Annotated in this window: 22 protein-coding genes, 1 tRNA gene and 1 pseudogene; 12 read left to right on the top strand and 12 right to left on the bottom strand. The window is 70.0% G+C overall.

The annotated features are described in order from the left end of the window. Positions 1 to 40: 40 nt before the first annotated feature. From dnaG to ACLJQE_RS28420, 3 genes are read left to right on the top strand one after another with little or no spacing between them, the layout of a single operon-like run. Positions 41 to 1948 carry a DNA primase gene (dnaG, locus tag ACLJQE_RS28410; RefSeq protein ID WP_410642452.1) on the top strand — a complete coding sequence of 636 codons (1908 nt, stop codon included), beginning with the start codon at positions 41 to 43 and terminating at the stop codon, positions 1946 to 1948. Between the two features lies 1 nt (position 1949). Then, positions 1950 to 2471: a hypothetical protein gene (locus ACLJQE_RS28415; RefSeq protein WP_410642453.1), complete on the top strand. Its 522-nt coding sequence runs from the start codon at positions 1950 to 1952 to the stop codon at positions 2469 to 2471. Positions 2472 to 2520: 49 nt separating this feature from the next. Further along, complete coding sequence (locus ACLJQE_RS28420) at positions 2521 to 3288, top strand: trans-aconitate 2-methyltransferase (protein WP_410642454.1); 768 nt, start codon at positions 2521 to 2523, stop codon at positions 3286 to 3288. On the opposite strand, the gene ACLJQE_RS28425 is transcribed toward ACLJQE_RS28420, so the two are convergent. Further along, positions 3278 to 3448, bottom strand: a complete 171-nt coding sequence (locus ACLJQE_RS28425) for a hypothetical protein (RefSeq protein WP_003097798.1) — start codon at positions 3446 to 3448, stop codon at positions 3278 to 3280. The genes ACLJQE_RS28420 and ACLJQE_RS28425 overlap by 11 nt on opposite strands. 166 nt (positions 3449 to 3614) lie before the next feature. Between ACLJQE_RS28425 and ACLJQE_RS28430 the strand changes: the two genes are divergently transcribed. Then, positions 3615 to 3687, top strand: a tRNA-Asn gene (locus ACLJQE_RS28430). Positions 3688 to 3898: 211 nt separating this feature from the next. Here ACLJQE_RS28430 and ACLJQE_RS28435 read toward each other — a convergent pair. The 3 genes from ACLJQE_RS28435 to ACLJQE_RS28445 are packed head-to-tail and all read right to left on the bottom strand — an operon-like array spanning position 3899 to position 7066. Then, the gene (locus ACLJQE_RS28435; RefSeq protein ID WP_410642456.1) at positions 3899 to 4555 is read right to left on the bottom strand and encodes a response regulator; all 657 of its coding nucleotides are present in this window, start codon (positions 4553 to 4555) and stop codon (positions 3899 to 3901) included. Next, entirely contained in the window at positions 4552 to 5565 is a 1014-nt protein-coding gene (locus ACLJQE_RS28440) for a sensor histidine kinase (RefSeq protein ID WP_410642491.1), read from the bottom strand. Before ACLJQE_RS28440 ends, ACLJQE_RS28435 begins: the two co-directional genes overlap by 4 nt. Positions 5566 to 5584: 19 nt before the next feature. Next, positions 5585 to 7066 carry an alpha/beta hydrolase gene (locus ACLJQE_RS28445; RefSeq protein WP_410642457.1) on the bottom strand — a complete coding sequence of 494 codons (1482 nt, stop codon included), beginning with the start codon at positions 7064 to 7066 and terminating at the stop codon, positions 5585 to 5587. A gap of 299 nt (positions 7067 to 7365) precedes the next feature. Here ACLJQE_RS28445 and ACLJQE_RS28450 point away from each other — a divergent pair, with 299 nt between their 5' ends. Then, positions 7366 to 7746, top strand: coding sequence for a VOC family protein (locus ACLJQE_RS28450; protein ID WP_410642458.1), 381 nt, complete (start codon positions 7366 to 7368; stop codon positions 7744 to 7746). Between the two features lie 351 nt (positions 7747 to 8097). After that, positions 8098 to 8310, top strand: a complete 213-nt coding sequence (locus ACLJQE_RS28455) for a hypothetical protein (RefSeq protein ID WP_410642459.1) — start codon at positions 8098 to 8100, stop codon at positions 8308 to 8310. A 153-nt stretch (positions 8311 to 8463) separates the two neighbouring features. Here ACLJQE_RS28455 and ACLJQE_RS28460 read toward each other — a convergent pair whose 3' ends face one another. Continuing rightward, positions 8464 to 9099 carry an isochorismatase family protein gene (locus tag ACLJQE_RS28460; protein ID WP_410642460.1) on the bottom strand — a complete coding sequence of 212 codons (636 nt, stop codon included), beginning with the start codon at positions 9097 to 9099 and terminating at the stop codon, positions 8464 to 8466. 106 nt (positions 9100 to 9205) lie between these two features. Between ACLJQE_RS28460 and ACLJQE_RS28465 the strand changes: the two genes are divergently transcribed. Then, entirely contained in the window at positions 9206 to 10189 is a 984-nt protein-coding gene (locus ACLJQE_RS28465; protein ID WP_410642462.1) for a GlxA family transcriptional regulator, read from the top strand. On the opposite strand, the gene ACLJQE_RS28470 is transcribed toward ACLJQE_RS28465, so the two are convergent. Beyond that, positions 10098 to 10892 carry a FadR/GntR family transcriptional regulator gene (locus tag ACLJQE_RS28470; protein WP_410642463.1) on the bottom strand — a complete coding sequence of 265 codons (795 nt, stop codon included), beginning with the start codon at positions 10890 to 10892 and terminating at the stop codon, positions 10098 to 10100. The genes ACLJQE_RS28465 and ACLJQE_RS28470 overlap by 92 nt on opposite strands. A gap of 257 nt (positions 10893 to 11149) precedes the next feature. On the opposite strand from ACLJQE_RS28470, the gene ACLJQE_RS28475 reads away from it, so the two are divergent. Both ACLJQE_RS28475 and ACLJQE_RS28480 read left to right on the top strand, forming a co-directional pair. Beyond that, positions 11150 to 13606 (top strand): NEW3 domain-containing protein, encoded by a 2457-nt coding sequence (locus ACLJQE_RS28475; RefSeq protein WP_410642465.1) that lies wholly within the window; start codon positions 11150 to 11152, stop codon positions 13604 to 13606. Positions 13607 to 13694: 88 nt separating this feature from the next. Then, positions 13695 to 16307, top strand: a complete 2613-nt coding sequence (locus ACLJQE_RS28480; protein ID WP_410642466.1) for a hypothetical protein — start codon at positions 13695 to 13697, stop codon at positions 16305 to 16307. Positions 16308 to 16340: 33 nt separating this feature from the next. Here the strand turns inward: ACLJQE_RS28480 and ACLJQE_RS28485 are convergent, their stop codons facing one another. Next, a complete protein-coding gene (locus ACLJQE_RS28485) occupies positions 16341 to 16745 on the bottom strand; it encodes a nuclear transport factor 2 family protein (RefSeq protein ID WP_410642467.1) in 405 nt (134 codons plus the stop codon). A gap of 156 nt (positions 16746 to 16901) precedes the next feature. Further along, the gene (locus ACLJQE_RS28490; protein WP_410642468.1) at positions 16902 to 17315 is read right to left on the bottom strand and encodes an ArsR/SmtB family transcription factor; all 414 of its coding nucleotides are present in this window, start codon (positions 17313 to 17315) and stop codon (positions 16902 to 16904) included. A 148-nt stretch (positions 17316 to 17463) separates the two neighbouring features. On the opposite strand from ACLJQE_RS28490, the gene ACLJQE_RS28495 reads away from it, so the two are divergent. Both ACLJQE_RS28495 and arsB read left to right on the top strand, forming a co-directional pair. Beyond that, on the top strand, positions 17464 to 17868 hold the full coding sequence (locus tag ACLJQE_RS28495) for an arsenate reductase ArsC (RefSeq protein ID WP_410642469.1): 405 nt from the start codon (positions 17464 to 17466) through the stop codon (positions 17866 to 17868). Between the two features lie 32 nt (positions 17869 to 17900). Continuing rightward, positions 17901 to 18986 carry an ACR3 family arsenite efflux transporter gene (gene arsB, locus ACLJQE_RS28500; protein ID WP_410642470.1) on the top strand — a complete coding sequence of 362 codons (1086 nt, stop codon included), beginning with the start codon at positions 17901 to 17903 and terminating at the stop codon, positions 18984 to 18986. 158 nt (positions 18987 to 19144) lie between these two features. On the opposite strand, the gene ACLJQE_RS28505 is transcribed toward arsB, so the two are convergent. Next, the gene (locus tag ACLJQE_RS28505) at positions 19145 to 20464 is read right to left on the bottom strand and encodes an NAD(P)-binding domain-containing protein (protein WP_410642471.1); all 1320 of its coding nucleotides are present in this window, start codon (positions 20462 to 20464) and stop codon (positions 19145 to 19147) included. Between the two features lie 98 nt (positions 20465 to 20562). On the opposite strand from ACLJQE_RS28505, the gene ACLJQE_RS28510 reads away from it, so the two are divergent. Further along, entirely contained in the window at positions 20563 to 21402 is an 840-nt protein-coding gene (locus ACLJQE_RS28510; protein WP_410642472.1) for a helix-turn-helix domain-containing GNAT family N-acetyltransferase, read from the top strand. Positions 21403 to 21537: 135 nt separating this feature from the next. Here ACLJQE_RS28510 and ACLJQE_RS28515 read toward each other — a convergent pair whose 3' ends face one another. The 3 genes and pseudogenes from ACLJQE_RS28515 to ACLJQE_RS28525 form a co-directional block, all read right to left on the bottom strand. Beyond that, the gene (locus ACLJQE_RS28515; protein WP_410642473.1) at positions 21538 to 22224 is read right to left on the bottom strand and encodes a type 1 glutamine amidotransferase domain-containing protein; all 687 of its coding nucleotides are present in this window, start codon (positions 22222 to 22224) and stop codon (positions 21538 to 21540) included. A 94-nt stretch (positions 22225 to 22318) separates the two neighbouring features. After that, positions 22319 to 22906 (bottom strand): TetR/AcrR family transcriptional regulator, encoded by a 588-nt coding sequence (locus ACLJQE_RS28520; protein ID WP_410642474.1) that lies wholly within the window; start codon positions 22904 to 22906, stop codon positions 22319 to 22321. A 171-nt stretch (positions 22907 to 23077) separates the two neighbouring features. Continuing rightward, positions 23078 to 23253, bottom strand: a pseudogene (locus ACLJQE_RS28525) (MerR family DNA-binding transcriptional regulator); the annotation flags it as partial.

The raw sequence follows: 23253 nt of genomic DNA on the forward strand, positions 1-23253 counted from the left end.
CCCCGAGTGTGCCGCAAGAGGCGAGACTAGAGTGGGCGACGTGGCAGGACGGATTCGGGAGAGCGACATCGCGGAGGTGCGCGAGCGGAACCGGATCGACGAGGTCGTCGGGGAGTACGTGGCACTGCGCCGCGCCGGTGGGGGCAGCCTGAAGGGGCTCTGCCCGTTCCACAACGAGAAGACCCCGTCGTTCAACGTCCGCCCGGCGCACGGGACCTTCCACTGCTTCGGCTGTGGCGAGGGCGGCGACGTGATCAAGTTCGTCCAGAAGATCGACCTGATCACGTTCGTGGAGGCCGTCGAGCGGCTGGCCGACCGGGTCGGCATCCGGCTCACCTACGAAGGCGGCGGCGCGACGATCCAGCGCGACCGCGGCAGCCGCAGCCGGCTGATCGAGGCGCACCGCGCGGCCCAGGAGTTCTACGCCGAGCAGCTGGTCACCGACGAAGCGCGCCCGGCGCGGGACTTCCTGTCCGAGCGCGGGTTCGACGCCGCCATGGCGAAGACGTTCGGCTGCGGGTACGCACCCGGTGGCTGGGACAAGCTGACCAAGCACCTGCTCATGCGCGGGTTCGAGGTCAAGGAACTGCTCACGGCGGGGCTGTCCAAGGAGGGCCAGCGCGGCCCGATGGACCGGTTCCACCGGCGGCTGGTCTGGCCGATCCGCGACGTCGGCAACGAGGTGGTCGGCTTCGGCGCGCGGCGGCTGTTCGACGACGACCGGATCTCGGCGAAGTACCTCAACACCGCCGAGTCGCCGATCTACAAGAAGTCCCAGGTCATGTTCGGCCTCGACCTGGCCAAGCGCGAGATCGCGAAGCGGCACCAGGTGGTCGTGGTCGAGGGCTACACCGACGTGATGGCGATGCACGCGGCGGGCGTGCCGACGGCGGTGGCGTCGTCGGGCACGGCGTTCGGCGAAGACCACATGAAGGTGCTTCGCCGGCTGATGATGGACGACGACGCCTTCCGCGGCGAAGTCATCTTCACGTTCGACGGCGACGAAGCGGGCCAAAAGGCGGCGCTGAAGGCGTTCGAAGGCGACCAGACGTTCGCCGGCCAGACGTACATCGCGGTGGCGCCGGACGGCATGGACCCCTGCGAGCTGCGGCTGGCCAAGGGCGACAGCGCGGTGAAGGACCTGGTCGCGCGGCGGACGCCGCTGTTCGAGTTCGTCATCCGCAGCACGCTGAAGAACTACGACCTCGACTCGGTCGACGGCCAGGTCGCGGCCCTGCAGAAGACCGTGCCGATGGTGGCGTCGATCAAGGACCGCGCGGCGCGGGACGGCTACGCGTCGAAGCTCGCCTGGTGGGTTGGCTGGCAGGACGTCGCCCAGGTCGTCAACCGGGTCCGCGGGTCCGCGGGTGCGACGGACAAGCGCGGCGGGGCGCCCCTGCGCCAGCCCGCGCGCGTCGGCGCTCCCGAGGTGAAGGCCCCGGAGGCCGACGTCGCCCGTCCGGCCCCGAAGGACCCGCGGTTCGCCGTGCAGCGCGAGGCGCTGAAAGCCGCGTTGCAGCAGCCCGCGATCGCCGGGCCGGAGTACGACGCCCTGCCGCTGGAGGCGTTCACGCACCCGGTGTACGTCGCGGTGCACGAAGCCGTGCTCAAGGCGGGCGGCGCGGGATCGGGGCTGACCGGGCCGGCGCTGCTGGACGCGGCCGCCCCGCACTGTCCGCAAGGGACGGTCCGGCGGGTGCTGTCCGAGCTGGCCGTGGAACCGTTGCAGGCCAAGGACGAGGTCGACTCCCGGTACATCTCGTCGATCCTCGCGCGGCTGCAGGAGGGGCTCGTCGGGCGGCAGATCGCGGAGATCAAGGGGAAGCTGCAGCGGCTGTCGCCGGTCGAAGCGCCGGACGACTACCGCGCGCTGTTCGGCGACCTCGTGGCGCTGGAGCAGTACAAGAAGTCGCTGGGCGAGCAGGCCGCCGCCGGCGCGTGGAGCTGAGATGAGTTTGCTGCGGCGGTTGCTGGGCGACCGCACACCCGCCGGGTTCGCCGGGGTCTTGGAACCGGGCGAGGACGCCGTGGACAGCGCCCCGGTCGAGGGCGGCGGGCACCTGGTCGTGACGGCGCTCGGCCTGTGGATCCCTTCTGCGGACGGCGCGCGTCGCGTCGGCTGGCACCTCATCGGCAAGGCGGCGTGGGCGGACGGGGTCTTCACCCTGACGGAGTCGTCCGAGGTGGGCACGGCGGGTTCGGCGGTCGTGCTGGCCGACCTGCCGCCGGTGCGCTTCCGGCTGCCGTCGCCGGGCAAGGTGCCGCGCGAGGCCTACCAGCGCGTCGAGGGCTCGATCCGCTCGCGGCACCGGCAGGACATCGGCACCGGGGGAGCGTGGTTCGTCCAGCGCAAGGTGCCCGGCCGCGACGGCACCGTGCTGCAGGTCCGGCCGGACCCCGGCACCGACGTCGCGCTGGTCGAGGCCATCGCCGAGCAGGTCGCCGCGAAGCTGGTCAATCCGGCGGAGTAGCAGTACGCTCGTACTCAGTACAGGCGTACTGGTTACGTGGGAGGCTGTCGTGTGGGATCCGGCCAAGTACCTCGACTACGCCGACCTCCGGGCCCGGCCGTTCTACGACCTGATCGCGCGCATCGGGGCTTCGGCACCGCGGCGCGTCGTCGACCTCGGCTGCGGCCCGGGCAACCTCACCGTTTCCCTCCGCGACCGCTGGCCCGCGGCCGCACTGGAGTGCGGCGACAGTTCACCCGAAATGGTGACGGCGGCCCGCGCTCGCGGCCTCGACGCGACGTTGCTCGACGTCCGCGACTGGGCACCGGCGCCGGACACCGACGTCGTGGTGTCGAACGCGGTCCTGCAGTGGGTGCCGGACCACTCCGGTTTGCTCCGCCGCTGGGCTGCTTCGCTGCCCGCGGGCGCCTGTCTGGCGGTGCAGGTCCCGGGGAACTTCAAGGCGCCTTCGCACGTGCTGACGCGGGAACTGGCGGCGTCCCCGGCGTGGGCGTCCACCCTGGCCGACGTGGTGTTGCGCGAGGACGACGCGGTGTCGGCCCCGCTGGAGTACGCCGACCTCCTGGCCGACGCGGGCTGCGCCGTCGACGCTTGGGAGACGACGTACGTGCAGCCGCTGAGCGGGCCGTCCCCGGTGCTGGAGTGGATCACCGGGACGGCGTTGCGCCCGATCCGCGCGGCCCTGCCCGACGCCGGGTGGGCGCGGTTCCGTGCGGAGCTGGCCCCGCTGCTGGCCGAGGCCTACCCGGCCCGGCCCGACGGGACCACGTGGTTCGAGTTCCGCCGGGTCTTCTTCGTGGCCCAGGTCAGCGCTTGAGCTTCTCTCCGATCTTGGCCCGCGCCACGCCGGCGGCGCCCTGGACCATGGGGTGGTCGACGACCCGGCGGTAGGTGCGCACGAGCTGCTCGTACCGCCCCCGGCCTGCCTTGGCGCCCAGTACGTACCCCAGGCCTGCCCCCAGCAGGAACTTCTTCATCCGCGTCCACGCCTTCCGTCGTTAGGTCGTCCGACTGTCCATTGTCCAGGAAAACCGGGCCCGCGGGGATGGTTGCGCTAAGTGGGGGGGTGGTGTGAAGGCCTTGGGGGGCATGGGCTAAAGTTCTTCTTGTCGGTCGGAGACCGGCACCGGAAGTGAGCGACAATCCCCTGTAGCTCAACTGGCAGAGCATTCGGCTGTTAACCGGAGGGTTCTTGGTTCGAGTCCAAGCGGGGGAGCAAAGCCCAGGTCATAGACCTGGGCTTTTTTGCTACCCGGGAGTAGGGGCGATTTGGTGTCAATCTTGACGCCTCGTCCAAGCGGCGGCCTGCCCGGCTGCCGTCGCTGTGCCGGTGACGCCGTTGGCCGGGGCCGGTGGTCCTCGGCCGGGCGGTCCGGATCGCGCATCGCGAGCAGGTGTGGGCGGCCGCGGTCGTGCCGGCCGGCCCATCAGGGCCGCTCAGCGTCGCCTGCCAGACCGTGCTCATAGGCGTAGATCACCGCGTGGACCCGGGTGCGCAGCCCCAGTTTGCCGAGCACCCTGGCGACGTGGGTCTTCACCGTGCCGGGTCCGATCACCAGCGTGTCGGCGATCTCGGCGTTGCTCAGCCCTCGGGCGATGTGCCGCAGTACCTCGTGCTCGCGTGGGGTGAGTAGATCCAGTTCATGCGTTGGCGCCCGTGGTGAGAGCGCGGCGAACCGGTTGATCAGCCGCCCGGTCACCTGGGGGTCGATCAACCCTTGACCGGTGTGCAGCGCGCGCACTGCGTCCAGCAGCAGCTCGGGTTCGCTGTCCTTGAGCAGGAAACCAGCGGCTCCCGCCTGCAACGCACCGAACAGGTAGTCGTCGAGGTCGAAGGTCGTCAGTGCGAGCACGCGTGGTGCCGGCTCGGTCTCGGTGAGCTGGCGGATGGCTGCGATCCCGTCCAGGTGCGGCATACGTAGATCCATGACCACGACGTCCGGTTGCCGCCACAGCGCCTTTCGCACGGCCTCGGCGCCGTTGGCCGCCTCGTCGACCACCTCGATGTCCGGCTCGCCGTCGAACACCAGCCGCAACGCCTCGCGCACGGGTGCCTGGTCGTCGGCGATCAGTACGCGGATCATGCTGGGATCCTCGCCCGCACTGACCAACCCCGCGGGGGCCGGGGGCCGATCGACAGGGTGCCGCCGAGCACGTGCACCCGCTCACGCATGCCGCGAATGCCTTGTCCCTCAACGACTTCAGCGCTGCCGGTGCCATTGTCGGTGACCGTGACCTCCATGCCGTGCCGGTCGTGTTGCAGGCACACGTCGATTTCGGTGGCGTCGGAGTGCCGCACCGCGTTGGTCAGAGCTTCCTGCACGACGCGGTAAGCAGCGTGGTCGACGGCTAGCGGTAGCGGGGCTGCCGTACCGTGCACCGTGATCCGGCGGTTCGGACCGGACAGCCGGTGGACCAGGTCCTCGACCTCCGCAAGCCCAGGGGCTGCGTGCAACGTGGTCAGCAGCGCACGCACCTCGCTCAGTGCGGACGAGGAGAGGTCGTTGATGGTGCCGAGCACACGGTCGGCGAGCGCGGGTGTGCCGCCCAGAGCCCGGCGGGCAGCCATGGCCTGCAGCCGGATCGCGGTCAGGTGGTGACCGACGCTGTCGTGCACGTCTCTGGCCAGACGCGCGCGGTCCTCGGCTGCCACGCGGTCCGCCTCGGCGAGACGCAGCCGGATCGTCTGCCCGGCCCGGTCACGCTGCAGCCGCAGCGCGTAGCCGACCACCGGCAGCGCAACGCCCAGAACGATCAGGTCGGCGGCCGGGCCCATCTTGCTGGACAGGATCCCGTAGCCGATCACCCAGACCAGGGATACTGCCACGACCGATGACAGACGCAGCGGCCGGTAGTAGGCGGCGCAGCACAACGCCGCCATGGCCACCAACCGGCCCGGCCAGCCGGGGATCACGCTGCCGAGCAACGAGACCCCCGACGCCAGTACCGCCGCGGTCACAGGCAGCCTCCTGCACAGCAACAGCGGCAGGCAGACGGCGAGACTGATCGCGACGAGCATTGGCAAGTCAGCTCCCGGGTTCTCCCACAAGGTGAACCCGACCAGCAATCCTGCGGTCCCCACCGCGAGCAGCATGATCTTCACAACGGCAACCCTAGGCACAGACCGCGTTCTTCGGCGGCAGCTGACCGGTGGTCAGGTAGCGGTGGACGTGAGCACGGGCGCAGGCGTTGCCGTCCACATAGACCGCGTGGTCGCCGTCCGCCGCGAGGTACCGTGCGCCGGGAAGCTGGGCGGCGAGGTGCCGTCCCCATTCGGGCGGAGTGTTGTCGTCGTGCTCACCACCGACGACCAGGACCGGCGGAAGCCGGCCGAAGTCGTGACGTTGTGGCGGGAACGTGCCGTTGCCCGGCAGCCGCGCACAGTTCATGGCCCAGATCCACGCCTGCCGCCAACCCAGCCGTGGTGCCACCGAACGCAGGGACGTTTCCACCGCTCGGACCGCCTGGTAGTCGCCGGGGTAAGGGAAGTCGGCACAGACCGCGATCCGCATCACGCTGGGATCGGGGGGAAATGCCGGCTTGGTGGCGAGTTTCGTCGCGTCACCCGCGTGTGCCTCGGCAAGCGCGGTGGCGAACGCCGGCCACCGCCGTTCGGCACTGACATCGGCACGTGCGACGATCTGCTCCGCACTGACCGTGGTACCGCCGCCGGGGATCGGCTGCTGTTCGGCCCGCTCGACGAGCTCGTCCCAGACGGTCAGCACATCGCGGCCGTACAGTGCGCAGCTCGACTGCCCCGCACACCAGTCGGCGAACCGGTGCAGGCTGCGCTCGTTCGCACGAGCGCGCTGGCCGAGCCAGTTCCGCAGCGAGCGGTTGGTGTGGTCCATGACGCTGTCCAGGTACATCCGACCGACGCGATCGGGGAACAGGCCGGCGTAGGCCTGTGCGTACACGGTGCCGTAGGAGTTGCCGAAATAGTTGAGCTTCCGCTCGCCGAGCCCTTTGCGGATGGCGTCCAGATCGTGCGCAACCTGCCAGGAATCGAGCTTGCCGGCCAGCGGCGTACTGGCGCACTCCCGACCGAAGCGGGCGTTCTGCTCGGCGTACACGTCGAAGGCGGCCTGGTCCGGAAACACGTAGTCCGCCTCGGTCGGCGCCGGAAGCGGACAGGAGATGCCGCTGCTCGCCTCGAACCCCCGAGGATCGAAGATGACGAGGTCGAACCACTGCCTCAGCTCCGCGAACCGTTCCTGGAAGGCCGGTTGACGGAACGCGGAGATCTGCGCCTGCGGACCACCGAGGTCCATCACCAGAACGCCACGTTTGCCGACCGAATTCGTGGCGGGCAGCTTCGCCAGACCGAGTGCGATCGGGGCCTGGTCCGGCTGTGCCCAGTCCGACGGCACGGCCAGCGAGCCGCACTGCAGGCCGTCCCCGCAGTCCTGCCAGGACAGACCGGGTTCCGGCGTGGCAGCGGCAGATGTGCCCGTCACTCCGTTGACGACGGTGAGAAGGCACACTCCGCCGGCCACAACGTTGCGAATCTTCTTCATGCCCGCCAGGCTGCTCGACGGTCGGCTCGTCGCGCGTCTGTCTTTCGGCAGATGTTCACGCGCGGCCCGGCCGGCCAACGGCAGCCCCGGGAGTTCGGCGCCACGTCATCGGCACCGTCGCGACCGTCGACGCCGCCGTCGCCGCGCTCAACCCGGCCGAGCGGGCCCTCACGGTCGGGCGCCGTACCACCTGACGCGTCGCCGCCGTCATCGCCTTTGCCGGGTGGCGTCTTCTCGCTTGTGCCGTGGATGCTCTCACGCGGCTCATGACATCGAAGGTCGCTGCCTCTGCAGGGCGATCGGCGCCCGGGTGTTCAGCGGTGCGGCCCCAGCCGGCCTTGGAGCGGGCTGCCTCCCGTGTCGGATAGCCTCATGCCGTGCATCGCAGTCGGCTGTTCGGGATCTTCATTGACACGCCTGTCGCGGAGGCCGGTTCGGCAGCGGGTTTCTGGTCTGCCGCGCTGGGGGTTCCGGCACGGTCTGTGGTGGGCGAGGAACAGTTCACTGCTCTGGACGGTGCCATCCCCGGGTTGATCGTCGACATCCAGGCGGTCGACGACGAGGCCCGCTATCACGTCGATATCGAGACTGATGACGTGTCGGCGGAAGTAGCCCGTCTGACAGCTCTGGGCGCGAAGCTGGTCTCGAGCTGGCTGGAGTGTCACACACTGCGCGCGCCCGGTGGCCACCTGCTCTGCGTGGTGCCGGTGCACAGCGATCCGGAGACGTTTCAGCGGCTCGCTCGGACCTGGCCCTGACGGTGGCCGGCATGGGCGTGGTGGTGTTTCGGTCGCCGCGACCGGCGGGTGGCGTCTGGCCGGAGTGGCGGCGGAAATCGAGGCGCTTGCCGCAGACGGCCGCGGGGGCGAAGGCCTGACTGCGACGGTCGGGTAGCGGTCCCGCTCGCTCTCGCTCACCGGCATGACCGGGTGTCGCTGTGGCACGGGTGCGCCGGGCTGGTGGGACCTGTGACTGATCGCTCCGGTCTATTCGCGGTCCGTCCAGGTGGCTATGTCGACGTCTCAGTTGGCTGTGGGACCGGTCCCGCAGCACCCGTGGTCTTCTGGACGGGTTGCTGCCGTGGTTCCCACAGAGAGGCGTGTTCCGCCATGATCGAGCCGGTCGCCAGTCAGCCGCTGCCCGGGTCCGATGCGGATGCGGAACGGCAGGTGCGACGTGGGATCAGGACGATGCGTTCGGCGATCGCTGCCCAGGCCGTGCTTTACCTGGCGCTCGCCGGATTCGTCTGGTACCTCGCCGCGGGTGTGGCCGACCCCGGCGATGTCGTCTGGCCGCATCCTCGGGCAGCCCGGTCGGGCTGATCCTGTGGGGCGTGCTGATGCAGGCCGCACTGCGGCCGATGCAGAAGCCGGCGCTGCGGGCGGCGTTCGGCCTGCCGCCGATGCAGCCACGGCGGAAGAAGAAATGAGGCGCGGGCTCCACGCCGACGTCACCAACGTCATGGCCTCACACGGCTAGCCGGCGAATGCTGCTCGTCCTTGCGCCGCAGAGGTGCCGAGATCGCTCTTGGGGAGCGGCTCGCCCGCACCCACCGCGGCGGCCCACGCTTCGGTGGTCGCGACCGCGGCGAAGTTCGACTGCAGGAGCACCATCAGGACTTCGTGGAGCTTCGCGGCCGGCACCTTTCCTGCTTCGTTGGCGAGGTGGATGGCGCCCGACGCGTCGGACAGCACCTCGGCGGCCAGTCCCAGTTCCTCGGCCCCGACGGCCGTTGCGATGTCGCAGTTGTTCGTCATGTAGCCGACGATGGTCACGGTGTCGACGTCGTGGCCGGCCAGCCACGCCGCGACGTCGGTGCCGGCGAAGACACTGCTCTTCTCCTTGACGACGCGCTTCCAGGCCGGCTTTACCCGCCGCTCGATCTCCGGGTGCAGGGACCAGCCCGGGCTTCCCTTGCCGAAGACGGGCGCGCCCTCGGGGAGCTGGTGCTGCACGATGACGACCGGCAGGTTCTCGCGCTCGGCGACCTCGAGCGCGCGCACCACGTTGGCGAGCGTCGCTTCCCGTGGCGGGGCTTGGATCCGGAGCATCCCGTCGAAGTACTCGCCCTGGACATCGACGACGATCAGTGCTCGGCGCGGCGCGGCCATTCGTTCTCTCCTCGGTGCGGTGACGGGGTGTCAGCACCACCTTCGTCCGACGAGCTCAGGTAGCGTGAGTGGCGCGAATGACATCTTTCGATGAGATTGGGACAGAATGCGGGTTGCCGTTCACGCTTTCGACGGCGTGACGATGTTCCACCTCGCCGCTCCGTTGCTGATCTTCGGCGAAGTCGGCCGGCAGGGGCTGGCGCCCGGCTGGACCCCGACGGTGTGGACCGACGACGGGCACGGCATCCGGACCGCGGAGGGGTTGCGGGTGGACGACGTGGCCGGACCGGAAGTGCTCGAACAAGCCGACCTCGTCGTCCTGCCGTCCTGGCCGGACGACCTCCCGCCGGCCGGGGAAGGCTTCACAGCGCGGATCCGCGCGGCCCACGCCCGCGGGAGCCGTGTCGCCGGGCTGTGTCTCGGGGCCTTTCCCGTGGTCGACACCGGGTTGCTCGACGGCCGGGCGGTCGTCACCCACTGGGCCGCGGTCGACCTGCTCGGGAAGCGGCGCCCCGAGGTGACGATCAATGCCGCGGCCCTGTACCTCGACCACGGGGACGTGCTCACCTCCGCCGGTACCGCCTCCGCGATCGACGCCTGCCTGCACATCGTCCGCACTCACCTGGGCTCGGCCGCCGCCGCTTCCGTTGCCCGGCACCTCGTCGTCGCGCCGCACCGCGAGGGCGGCCAGGCGCAGTACGTCGAGCGCCCCATGCCCGAGCCGGGGGGTGTCGCGCACCTGGGGCCGACGATCGACTGGGCACTCGGCCGCCTGGACCGGCGGCTGTCCGTCGAGGACCTCGCCGCCCACGCCGGCATGAGCCGGCGCAACTTCACCCGCCGGTTCGCCGAAGTCACCGGAGCCACGCCCGCGCGGTGGGTCCTCGCTCGCCGTCTCGACGAGGCCCGGCACCTGCTCGAGACCACGGACACGCCCATTGCCCGGGTCGCCGCGGCGTGCGGGTTTGCCAGCGTCGTCACGTTCCGGCAGAACTTCGTCAGCGCGTACTCGACGACTCCGACGTCGTATCGGCAGCGCTTTGCACTGACGCCGGGGGACCCAGATCGGACTGGGACAGCCGCGTCATGATTTCTTGCCGGTAATCGGCTTCGGTGCGATCGATGTGGTGGCGGGCGGCCTGGCCCGCGCGGTCGACGTCCCCGGCCTGGATCGCGGCGAGGATCGCGGCGTGTTCCTGGTTGGCCAGGCCGTAGTTGGCCGCGAGGAAGGGAGGCAGGCCGAGCCGGGCCGTCTGCCGCTGGGCGTGGCGGCACTGGATGACCGCTTCGCTCAGGAACGGGTTCTGGGCCGCGGCGGCCACCGACTCGTGGAACCGGTCGTCGGCCTGGCGGAAGGCTTCGAAGTCGCCGGTCTCGAAAGCGCTGACGCAGCCGGCGACGGCTTCGCGCATGTCGTTGAGCTGGAGCGGGGTCGCGCGCGTGGCGGCGAGCCTGCCGGCTTCGACGTCGATCAGCTTGCGGAATTCGAAGAGCCGGTCGACGTGTTCGAGGTTCGTCGGCAGGAAGAAGGTGGGTTGCCGGGCACCGCCGAGCATGCTCGTGCCGTCGGCCACGTAGAGGCCGCGCCCTTTGTGCGCCCTCACCCGCCCGAGCGCGGAGAGGACCTTGACCGCTTCGCGCACCACCGAGCGGCTGAGGTCGAGCTGATGGGCGAGGTCGATCTCCGTGGGCAGCCGGTCGCCCGGACGCAGGTTCAGGCGGTCGATCAGCTCCAGGATGCGTTCGGCGGCGAGTTCGTAGCCCGGCCGGTAGGCGCCACCGTCGGTGGGCATGGTCCCCCTTCGCCGGCGCCTGGGCGCCGAAGACGCTGGTACGCAAGGTACTGTAACACTCACGTCGATGAGTAGTATTTATGTCGCGTAGACCTTGCTCGAGGTTGATCTTTTCACTGCACCGACACCCGCTGTGAGCAGTGAAATCGCCGTCGCCGGACTCTCCTGTGACCCAATCGATACTTGACCACTCGTGAAATGACTCAGCATTATTCCGCCCAGTGTTGGTGATCTCCCCACTGGAACGGAGTTCAACGGTGAACCCATCCGACCCGAGTTCCGGAGGTGCCGGGCGGAGACGCCGCGGCGCCACGGTCGTCGTGCTCGCGGCACTGGCCGCGGGGACGGGCTTCGTTCCGCTCGCGTCCGCGGCCGCGAGCACGACGCTCTACGTCACGCCGAACGCACCCGGCACCGCGTGCACCCGGCCGGCGCCGTGCACGGTGCTCGCCGCTCAGCGGAAGGTGCGAGAGGGCGCCGCGGGCACTGATGTCACGGTCCTCGTCGGGGACGGCACGTACCGGCTGGACGCCCCGCTCAAGTTCGACGACCGAGACGGGGGAGCGGCCCGCACGGTCACCTGGCAGGCGGCTCCCGGTGCCCGCCCGGTGTTCACCGGCGCCAAGAAGGTCTCCGCGTGGGCGCTGAGCGATCCGGCGAACAACGTCTATGCCGCGAAGGTCGGTACGGGCTTCGACAGCCGCCAGCTCTACGTCGACGGCGTGATCGCCCCGCGGGCCCGGATCGCCGTGCCGCGCGACAAGATCGCCATCACCGCGACCGGGTTCACCGTCAAGGACGCGGCTCTCGCGTCGACGCTGCAGAAGGTGAAGACGCCGAAACGCGTGGAGCTGGAGGCGGTGCTGTCGTTCACCGACCGCTTCGCGCCGGTCGAGTCCGTGAGCGGGTCGACCGTGACGATGCAGCAGCCGGCGTGGAACAACAACACCTACGGCTACGACACCTTGCAAAGCCCGTTCGGCGGCCCGATCTTCACGTTGCAGAACGCCCGTGAGTTCCTTTCCGCCGAGCGGCAGTGGTTCCTCGACACGGTCGCGGGCGTCCTGTACTACAAGCCGGCGGCCGGGCAGTCGATGGCGAAGGCCGACGTCGAGCTTCCTCGCGTCGAATCGCTGGTGCAGGTCTCGGGCACGCTCGCCAAACCGGTGCGGAACCTGAACTTCACCGGCCTCACCTTCACCGGGACGTCGTGGCTCGGGCCCGGCCGCAGTACCGGATTCGCCAGCCAGCAGACCGGCGGCTACCTCGCCGACGTCCAGCCGACGCGGCCCGCCGACGCGTTCACCTCCTGCGCCGCCGGATGTCCCGGCTTCGAAGCGGCGCGCCCGAACTGGAGCATGATGCCGGGTGCCGTGCAGGTGTCCGCGGCCACCAACGTGGCCTTCACCGGCAACACCTTCACCAACCTCGGCTCGCAGGCACTCGGCATCGGCAACGACGCCAACGCGCACGCGTCCGGCGTCGGCCTGGCCGCGCAGGACATCAAGGTCACCGGGAACACCTTCGCGCAGAACGCGGCGGGCGGCGTCGTCGTCGGCGGGATCCGCGAGGACGCCCACCACCCGGCCGATCCGGCGATGACGGTCAAGAACATCGTCGTCACGAACAACTCCGTGCACGACAACGGAATCGTCCACCGGGACATGGCGGGGATCTTCTCCACCTACGTCGACGGGATCACCATCGCGCACAACGAAGTGTTCAACATGCCCTACAGCGGCATCGCCGTCGGCTACGGCTGGGGCATGTGGGACCAGGGCGGCAGCCCGAACTACCGCGCGCGCGGAACCTACGACTTCGGGACGCCCGCGTACACCACCCCGACGACGGCCCGCAACGCGCGGATCGAGGCGAACTACCTCCACGACGTCATCACCGAGATGAACGACGGCGCGTGCGTGTACACCCTCGGATCCATGCCGGGTTCGGTGCTCGACGGCAACTTCTGCCGGGACAGCCTGGCGCCGAAGTCGGCTTACTCGTTCGGGTTCTACTTCGACGAAGGCTCCCGGTACTGGACGGCCACGGACAACGTGTTCCTCCGGACCCGGCAAGCGTTGCACGCCAACGCGAACGCCGCCGCCGGCTACACCACCGGGGACCTGACGGCCGACTCGACCTACGCCAGCGCGAACGTGGCGTTCGACGATCTGAACCGCGCCCCCAACAGCCGCGTCACGAACACGATCGCGATGGGCGACGAGCCCCCCGTCGCCGCGGCGGCGATCATCCACCACGCGGGCATCCCGCGTGCGCAGCGGTCCGGCGCGGACAGCTTCCGGCCCCCGCTGGGCGTCGACGTCACCCCGGAGCGCACATCGACGGCGGCCGGTGGGGCCACCACCGTGAAGGTCGCGCTGACGAACCTGGACACGACCGCTCCGCTGAAGTCGTTGCGGGTAACGGTGAGTGCGCCGGAAGGGTGGCAGGTCACCGGTCCCCGAAAGCCGGCTCGCAGTCTCGAAGCGGGCGTGTCGACGACCGTGCCGTGGACCGTCACCGCTCCGGCGGCCTTCTCCTCGCCGGACCCCGCGAAGGTCACCGTCGACATCGGCTACGTCAGCCAGAAGCAGCTGTTCCGGACGACGAGGACGGTGTCGATCGCGCCGGTCGGCCCGGTGACGACCCTGTCGACCTTCGGCGACGTGCCCAGTCCGTCGCGAGCAGTGCGCAGGTCACCGCTCGGGTGGTGAAGTGCGACGTGATCGACCCCTACACCTTTGAGGAGTACTGATGCGCACGCGTTCATGGCCACAGGTAAGGCGTCTGATGGTCGCCGTCGTGACGGTCGCCGTGGGGCTCGGCCTGCCCTTGCCGGCCGCCGCGGCTCCGGCGACGGAGCTGTATGCGGCCCCGGCTGGTTCCGGGCAGGCGTGCACGCAGGCGGCGCCGTGCAGTCTGGCCGGTGTCCGGAACAAGGTGCGCGGCCTGGCCGGCTCGATGACCACCGACATCACCGTGCGTCTGCGCGGTGGCACCTACCGGCTGGCGGAGCCGTTCACGCTCGGTCCGGAGGACTCGGGTGCCCACGGCCACCGGGTCGTGTACTCGGCCTACCGGACCGAGCGGCCCGTGTTCAGCGGCGCCCGCCAGGTGCGTGGCTTCAGCCTTTACGACAGCTCTCGCACCATTTACCGGGCCGTCGCGCCGCCCGGCACGAAAAGCCGCCAGCTGTTCGTCAACGGACAGCGGGCCCAGCGCGCCCGCGGGCCGCTCGACCCCGGCGGGTTCACCCTCAAGGACTCCGGTTTCAGCACCGGGGACAAGTCGTATCGATCCTTCACCAACGCCTCCGCGGTCGAGGTGGTCTACAACCGCGACTGGAAGCACATGCGGTGCCCGCTGGCCGGCATCACCGAAGCCGCAGGCGGTGGCTCCAGCCTCAACGTGGCACCGGACTGCTTCGCGAACAACAACAGCTCGGTGCCGAACCTGGGCTTCCCGTTCAACGGCGCCGGGCTTCCGAAGCTCGAGGGCGTCAGCTGGGTGGAAAACGCGTACCAGCTGCTCACCGAGCCCGGTGAGTTCTACCTCGACACCACCGCGAACTACCTGTACTACAAGCCGCGACCCGGCGAAAACCTCGCCACCGCTCAGGTGGACCTGCCGGTCCTGGACAAGGTCGTCGACCTCAGCGGAACGCCGGGGCACCTGGCGCCCGTCAACGACACGGACCCCCGCGCGACGTACTCGCCGTCGTGGCGAACCGCCGGCGGCCGCCCGTACGGCGACTTCGACAACGACGTGCACTACACCACGGTCAACGGTGACTCGATGACTTTCACCTTCACCGGTACGGGCGTGGACGTGCTCACCGAGGTCAACACCGACGGCGGTGCCATCGACGTGTACGTCGACGGCACCAAGGTCAAGACCGTGTCGGCGAACGGACCGGTCCGGCTGGCGCAGCAGCCGGTGGTGTCGGTGACCGGGTTGTCCACTGGCAGGCACACCGTCAAGCTGGTCAAGGCCGGCGGCGGCTACCTGGTGGTGGACGGGTTCACGGTGATCCCCGACCGGATCGCCCCGGTGCACGACATCACCTTCCGCGGGGTCACCTTCGCGCACACGACCTGGAACCTGCCATCCACCGTCGGCTACCTCGACAACCAGGCCGGCGTGCTGTGGGACGCCGCCACGCGCCGCTCCGTCCGCATCCCCGCGGCGGTGCAGGTGCATCGCGGGCGCGGCATCGTCTTCACCGACGTCGAGATCGCCCACACCGGAGGCACCGGCATCGACCTGGCCGACGGCACCCGCGAGTCGACGATCACCCGGAGCCGGATCCACGACACGTCCGGTGGCGGTGTGTCCCTCGGTGAGGTCGACGACTACTACGTCACCGATCCGGCCCGGATGACCAGCGGCGACACCATTTCGCAGAATGTCATCGAGTACGTCGGTCAGGACTACCAGGACGCGGTGGGCATCTGGGCCGGCTACACGCGCGGCGCCACCCTCGCGAACAACGAGATCGCGCACACCCCGTACTCCGGTATCTCGATGGGCTGGGGCTGGGGCTGGGCCGCGAGCTGCGAACTCCAGGCGAAGCAGAGCAACTTCCCGGTCGGCTCCTGCCGGCGCGGCACCAGCTACGCCGGTGCCAACAAGATCGCCGAGAACTACGTCTACGACGTCATGGGCGTGCTGCACGACGGCGGGCACATCTACACCAACGGCGGTCAGGGCGGGCACGACGACACGTTGACCTCGGAGTTCCGGGGCAACGTGCTGAGCGGCGGCACCCACACCAACAACATGGTCTACCAGGACGAAGGCAGCTCGAACTGGGACACCCACGGCAACGTCGTCCACTTCGCCAACGGCTCGTGGACCGGCATGTGGACGCCCACCATCCACGACATCCGCATGCACGACAACTTCCACGCACCCGCGGGCAGCTACAACAACGGCACCAACGTCGTCCTGACCGGCAACACCGAGGTCAAGAACGGCGACTGGCCGCCGGCGGCCCGAGCGATCATCAAGGCCGCCGGCCTGCCCCGCGAACAGCGAGCGAACCGCAGCCGCCTGGACGACTTCGACCTGTCCATCGAATACCGCGGCTCGTGGATCGCCCCGGGGTTCCGCGGCCTCGGCGACTTCCACGAGACAGTGCACGCCGCACACGACAACGGCGACTCGGCCACCATGACGTTCACCGGCGCCGGCGTGAGCGTGCTCGGCGAGAAGAACTCCGACCAGGGCGACATCGAGGTCTTCGTCGACGACGTGTCCCAGGGCGTGATCAGCACTTCGGCGACCAGCAGGCAAGTCCAGCAGACGCTGTACACCACCGACGGCCTGGACCCCGTCACCCCGCACACCATCCGGGTGGTCAAGCGCAGCGGCCAGTACGCCACCCTCGACGGGTTCCGCGTGCAACTCCGTTGACCGCCTCGCCCACCCGAGCGAGCCGGACCGTGCTCAGTCCGTGCCCCAGAACGCGTCCTCGGACTCCGGGTCGGAGGAGAACAGCCACACCTCCTTGACCCGATCACCCTCGATCGACAGCAGGTCGATGCCGTCCTGCGACATCGCGGCGCCGTGGCGCTTCCCCTCGAAATGGACGGGAACCGCGACGAGCGAACCATTGGCCATGGGGGTGCCGATCGGCGCCAGTTCGAAGGTGCCTTCGCTGACGGTCATCATTCCGCCGATCATGTCGCCGACCACACGGCTGCCACGGTGGGTGCCGGAGAACCGGTTGCGGCCGGGCTGGTGCCAGACGATGTCGTCGGCGAACAGGCCGGCGACCGCGGCGAAGTCCTTGGCAGTCAGGGCATCGAAGTACTTGGAGACCACGTCGAGCGGGGTGGGCGATCCGGTCATCGAACATTTCCTTCCCGGGTTTCTGGTGCCCTCAGGCTGACCGACCGATGCCGGTTACCTCAACGTAACCAATGCGCGAACATGATCCACGTCACCTGCTGGGGAAAGAAAGTGCTCGCATTTCCGGCTTTTCACGGCAGGCTGAGGACGCCGGTCTCAGCAGCGCTTGTTCCGCTCCTCGTCCGACAACGCGGCAGGACGGTCGGCGAGCGGGCCGCCTTCACGGAGCAGTGAGCCGAGCGCCCCGAGTGGCTCCGGAACCAGGCTGTACCAGCTCCAGGTGCCGCGGCGTTCGCGCGTGAGGATGCCGGCGGTGACGAGGACCCGCAGGTGGTGGCTCAGCGACGGCTGAGGCATGTCGAAGTCCTCGGCGAGGTCGCAGAAGCACGCCTCGCCGCCGGGTGAGTGCCGGATCAGCGACACGAGCCGGATCCGGACGGGGTCGGACAGGGCCTTGAACAGCTTCGCGGCCGTCTCGGCCTCGGTGGCGGAGACGACTGCGGCGGGCTCGGCCAGCAGGAGTGTCACCGCGACCGGCTTCGAGCGGACGTGACCGTTGTGCGCGGCCATGGCTCCTCCTCGACGGCTCGGTGACCCCGGCGGTGTCGATCGTACCTCAGCTGGATTGACAAGAGTCGATCCAAGCGTCTTCAATTGCATCGATACACTTCGATCCAGGCGGGCTGCGCGGCCAAGCCTGACACCGAAAGGATCGTCCATGTCCCGCACTCCCGAGGTGCTGTTCGTCTGCGTGCACAACGCCGGCCGTTCCCAGATGGCCGCCGCCCTGCTGCAGCACTACTCGCTCGGCCGGATCGCGGTGCGCTCGGCCGGGTCCGAGCCCGCCGAGAAGGTCAACCCCGCCGCGGCGCAGGCGCTGGCCGAGTGGGGCCTGGACATCACCGCCGAGGTGCCCGGCAAGCTGTCCACCGAGGACGTCGAAGCCTCCGACGTCGTCATCACAATGGGCTGCGGCGACACCTGCCCGGTCTTCCCCGGCAAGCGGTACCTGGACTGGCCGCTGGAAGACCCGGCCGGGCAGGGCGTGGACGCCGTCCGCCCGATCCGCGACGAGATCGACCGCCGCGTCCGCACGCTCGTCGCCGAGCTCCTCGACAACTGACCACCCACTTCCCGACCCAGGAGGCCCGGTCCGTGACCCAGACCGCCGACAAGACCACTGACGCCGACGTTCTGCACCGGCTGTCCTTCCTGGACCGGTTCCTGCCCGTCTGGATCATCGTCGCGATGGCCGCCGGCCTGCTGCTCGGCAGCCTCGTCCCGGGCCTGCAGGGCGTGCTGGAGGCGGTGAAGATCGGGCAGGTGTCGCTGCCGATCGCGCTCGGGCTGCTGCTGATGATGTACCCGGTGCTGGCGAAGGTCCGCTACGACAAGCTCGACACCGTCACCCGCGACAAGCGCACCATGGTCCTGTCGCTGGTCCTGAACTGGATCCTCGGCCCGGCGCTGATGTTCGCGCTCGCCTGGCTGCTGCTGCCGGACCTGCCGGAGTACCGCACCGGGCTGATCATCGTCGGGCTCGCGCGCTGCATCGCCATGGTGATCATCTGGAACGACCTCGCCTGCGGCGACCGGGAAGCCGCCGCCGTGCTCGTCGCGCTGAACTCCGTGTTCCAGGTGATCATGTTCGGCGTCCTGGGCTGGTTCTACCTCGACCTGCTGCCCGGCTGGCTGGGCCTGGACACGCAGAGCGTCGCCTTCTCGCCGTGGGAGATCGCGCTGAGCGTGGTCATCTTCCTCGGCATCCCGCTGGTGGCCGGGTACCTGTCGCGGCGGATGGGGGAGCGCGGCAAGGGCCGCGAGTGGTACGAGGGCAAGTTCCTGCCGAAGATCGGGCCGATCGCGCTCTACGGGTTGCTGTTCACCATCGTCGTGCTCTTCGCCCTGCAGGGCGAGACGATCACGTCGCGGCCGCTGGACGTCGCGCGGATCGCGCTGCCGCTGCTGGTGTACTTCGCGATCATGTGGGGCGGCGGTTACCTGCTCGGCAAGGCCTCGGGGCTGTCGTACGCGCGGACCACGACGCTGGCGTTCACCGCGGCGGGCAACAACTTCGAACTCGCGATCGCCGTGGCCATCGGCGTGTTCGGCGTGACGTCCGGACAGGCTCTCGCGGGCGTGGTCGGCCCGCTGATCGAGGTCCCGGTGCTCGTGGGCCTGGTGTACGTGAGCCTGTGGCTGCGCAGGCGATGGGTCGAGAAGATCCCGCAGCCGAAGTGAGCACGACGCAGGTGGTGGTCGTCGGGGGCGGCCAGGCCGGTCTGGCCGCGGGCTGCTACCCGCGCAAAGCCCGCGTCCACAGCACGGCCAGGACCCGGCGCAGCCCGGACGCCGTGAGCGTCCCAGGCCGCGCCGATGTCCCGGTCGGCAGCCGCGGCTCAGCTTCCGGCAGCGCGCGGCGCCGACAGCGTCAGCAGCTCCGGTTCGGGAGCGCCGCAGCACCCGCCGGCGGCGGGCTCGGCTTCGTCGAACAGCCCGGCGCCGCCGCAGACCCCGGTCTCGGCCATGATCAGCTCGACCCGGGCGGCGGCCTCGTGATCCCCGGCGAGGGCGGCGGCGATGCTGCGGACCTGCTCGTAGCCGGTCTGGGCGAGGAACGTCGGCGCGCGGCCGTAGCTCTTCATCCCGGCCAGGTAGAAGTTCTGCTCCGGGTGGGAAAGCTCCTTCGCGCCGTGCGGGTAGACCGTGCCGCAGGAGTGCACGTTCGGGTCGACCAGCGGGGCCAGCGCGACCGGTGCCTGCAGGGTCGGGTCCAGCTCCAGCCGGATCTCCGACAGCCACGACAACTCGGGCCGGAACCCGGTCAGCGCGATCACCTCGTCGACGGCCTCGATGCGGTGTCCGTCGGCCGAGACCAGCGCGATCGAGCCGCCGGTGTGCTCGATGGCTTCGGTGCGGAACCCGGTCACCACGGTGACCAGCCCGGCGTCCACGGCCTCCTTCGCGCGCAGGCCGAGCGCGCCGCGTGCGGGAAGCTGGTCGGCTTCGCCGCCGCCGAAGGTGTGGCCGATTCCGCCGCGGCGCAGTACCCAGCTGATCCGCGTCCCGGCGTCACCCAGCCCGGCCAGCGCGGTCAGCGCCGTCAGCGCGGAATGCCCGCTGCCCGCGACCACGACGTGCTTGCCCGCGTACCGCGCGCGCTCGGCGGCGAGGTCCGGAACGCGGTAGGAAATCCGGTCGGCCGCCGCGCGCTCGCCGATCGCGGGTAGCCCTTCGCCGCCGAGCGGGTTCGGGGTGGGCCACGTTCCCGAGGCGTCGATCACCGCCTTCGCCAGGGCCCGCTCCTCGCCGCCGGCGGTGCGGAAGTGCACGGAGAACGGCTCGCCCTCGCGGCCGCTGTCCACGATCCGGTCCCGGCCTCGGCGCGCGACCCCGATCACCTCGGCGCCGAACCGCACGCGGTCGCCGAGCGCAGCGGCCAGCGGACGCAGGTAGGCGTCGGCCCATTCGCGGCCGGTCGGGTAGGCGGCGGCGTCCGGCCGCGTCCAGCCGGTCGGCTCGAGCAGGCGTGCGGCCGCCGGGTCGACCAGCTCCGACCACGAGGAGAACAACCGGACGTGGTGCCACTCGGCGACCGCGGCACCGGCCCGTTCCCCCCGCTCCAGCACCACCGGCTCGAGACCGCGCTCCAGCAGCTCCGCAGCCGCGGCCAGCCCCACTGGCCCCGCTCCGGCCACGATGACGGGCAACTCGTCCATCTCCAGCACCTCTATCGACTCAGCTCGATTAATGAGGCTGAGAGTATCGACCGGGATCGATGAATGCAACCATCGATCCCGATCGATACACTGGCGGCATGCCGATTGCCCTGCCCCAGGCCCAGGTGCTGCCCGCCGCGGAAGCCGCCACCTACGCCGACTGGTTCGCCTGCCTGGCCGAGCCGGTCCGCGTCCGGCTGCTGCACGCCGTCGCCACCACCCCGAACGGCATCACCGTCGGGGCGTTGACGGAAATCCTCGGCACGAGCCAGTCCACGACCTCGCACCACGTCCGCAAGCTCGCCGACGTGGGGTTCGTGCACCTGGAGAAGGTCGGCACCGCCACCGTCGTGACCGTCAACCAGGCCTGCTGCGCGGGGCTCCCGCACGCCGCCGACGCCGTCATGGGCCTGCTCGCGCCGCGCCCGTGCTGCCCCGGCGACGTGCCCGCCGACGTCAACGTTCGCGCCCTTGAACCGGGCGACTGGACCGCGGTGCGCCGCATCTACGCCGAAGGCATCGCGACCGGCATCGCGACTTTCGAAACCACCGTCCCCGGCCGCGCCAGCCTCGACGCGAAGTGGCTTTCCGGGCACCGCTGGGTCGCCGAGCGCGACGGCCGGGTCGTCGGCTGGGCCGCCGCGACCCCGGTGTCCACACGCGACTGCTACGCCGGCGTCGCCGAGACGTCGGTCTGCGTCGCCGACGGCCAGCGTGGCCGCGGCATCGGCAAAGCGTTGCTGCGCAAGCAGGTCATGGCCGCCGACGAGGACGGCCTGTGGACCTTGCAGACGTCGGTCTTCACCGAGAACCGCGCGAGCCTCGCGCTGCACCACGCCGCGGGCTACCGCACGGTCGGTGTCCGCGAACGCATCGCCCAGCGCGACGGCGTCTGGCAGGACACCGTCTTCCTCGAACGCCGTAGCCCCACGATCTAGCGTTCGTGGGTGTCGCGGACGGAGGACGTTGCGCCGGTTGATCGCGCGGGATGGCCGCCCGCCGGGCCAGGGTCGCGTAGGCCCCGGCCCGGGCGGGGGCGTCGAGCCGCGCGCTCGGCATCACGGCGTCAGTGCTCACTCGGCCTTGGTGACGAGCTCGATGAGGGCGTCGGCGGCCGGACCGGAGGAGGCGGGGTTCTGTCCCGTGATCAGCAGGCCGTCCCGCAGGACGTACGGGGCCCAGTCGTCGCCCTTGGAGTAGTCGCCGCCGAGCCGCACGAGTTCGTCCTCGACCAGGAAGGGGACCACCTCGGTGAGCTGGACGCCGGCTTCCTCGGTGTTGGTGAACCCGGTGACCTTCTTGCCCCGCACCAGCGGCGTGCCGTCCGCGTTCACCGCGTGCCGCAGGACGCCGGGCGCGTGGCAGACCAGGGCGAGCGGCTTGCCGGCGCGCAGGGTGGCCTCGATCAGCCGGATGGACGTGGCGTCCTCGGCCAGGTCCCACAGGGGGCCGTGCCCGCCGGGGTAGAAGACGGTGTCGAAGTCGTCGACGGAGACGGAGTCGAGGCGGACGGTGTGGGCGAGGGCGTCCATGGCCTCGGGGTCGGCTTCGAAGCGGCGGGTCTCGTCGGTCTGGCTGGCCGGCTCGTTGCTCTTGGGGTCCAGCGGGGGCCGTCCGCCCTGGGGCGAGGCGAGCACGAGGTCGATCCCGGCGTCCCGGAAGCGGTAGTAGGGCGCGGCCAGCTCCTCCAGCCAGAAGCCGGTCTTCCGGCCGGTGTCGCCGAGTTCGTCGTGCGAGGTGAGGACGACAAGAACCTTCATGGGTACTGCTCCTTCGATGTGGACCGATCGAGTAGACCGGTCGTCTCCAATGGGTGAGCATACTGGGTGGCGCTGAGCTGCGCCGATCGACGTGTTACAGGTGCAGGAGCCGGCGGGTGACCGTCGTGGCGGTGGTCAGGGGACCGGTGTCACGGTGGATCTTGGCCATGACGCTGGCCCCGAGCCACATGTCGTACAGGGCCTGCGCGGTGGTGCGGGCGTCCTCGTCGACCGCGAGCGAGCCCTCCGCCACGCCGGCGGCGACCGCCCGCTCCAGGCGGTCGACGATGGCGGTGGTGCCCTCCTTCAGCGCGAGCCGCATCGACTCCGACAGGTCGGAGACCTCCGCGCCGAGCTTGACGGCCAGGCACTTGCCCTGGCACTCGTCGAGACTCTGCGTCTCGCGCCAGCTCTGCCAGTAGTTCATCAGCCGTTGCGCCGAGGTTCCGCCCCGCTCGCCGAGGATGCGATCCATGTCCGCGAGGTAGTCCGCGAAGTACGCCTGCATCATCGCCTCGCCGAAGGCGTCCTTGGAGCCGAAGTAGTGGTAGAAGGACCCCTTGGGCACTCCGGCCTCGGAGAGGACCTCGTTGATCCCCACGGCGGCGAATCCCTTGCGGGACATGATCCGCTGAGCCGCGTCGAGAATGCTGCGGCGAGTGTCGCCCTGGGTGACTGGCATGGTTTCATCCTAGCGTCAACTAGACCGGTCGTCTAGAAGTCGGTCGAAGGCTGTCCGACCGGTCTACTTCGAGGTCTGCTGCCGCACCGGCCAGGAGTGTGCGGTAAGTCATCGGAGCCTGAGTTTCGCTGCGGTCGGCACGCGGTGCGGGGCTGCGTGCCGAGTTGGGTGTCAGTCGCCGGTGGTTAGCTGGGTGTTGTGACGGCGGGCTTCGTGGAGTTGGTCTTCGAGGGTGATGATGCGGCAGGCGGCGTCGACGGGGGTGCCCTGGTCGACCAGTTCCCGTGCGCGGGCGGCGAGGCGCAGTTGGTGGCGGGAGTAGCGGCGGTGCCCGCCGGTGGAGCGTT

The sequence above is a fragment of the Amycolatopsis sp. lyj-346 genome (assembly GCF_046548975.1).
In the GTDB taxonomy this organism is placed as follows: Bacteria; Actinomycetota; Actinomycetes; order Mycobacteriales; family Pseudonocardiaceae; genus Amycolatopsis.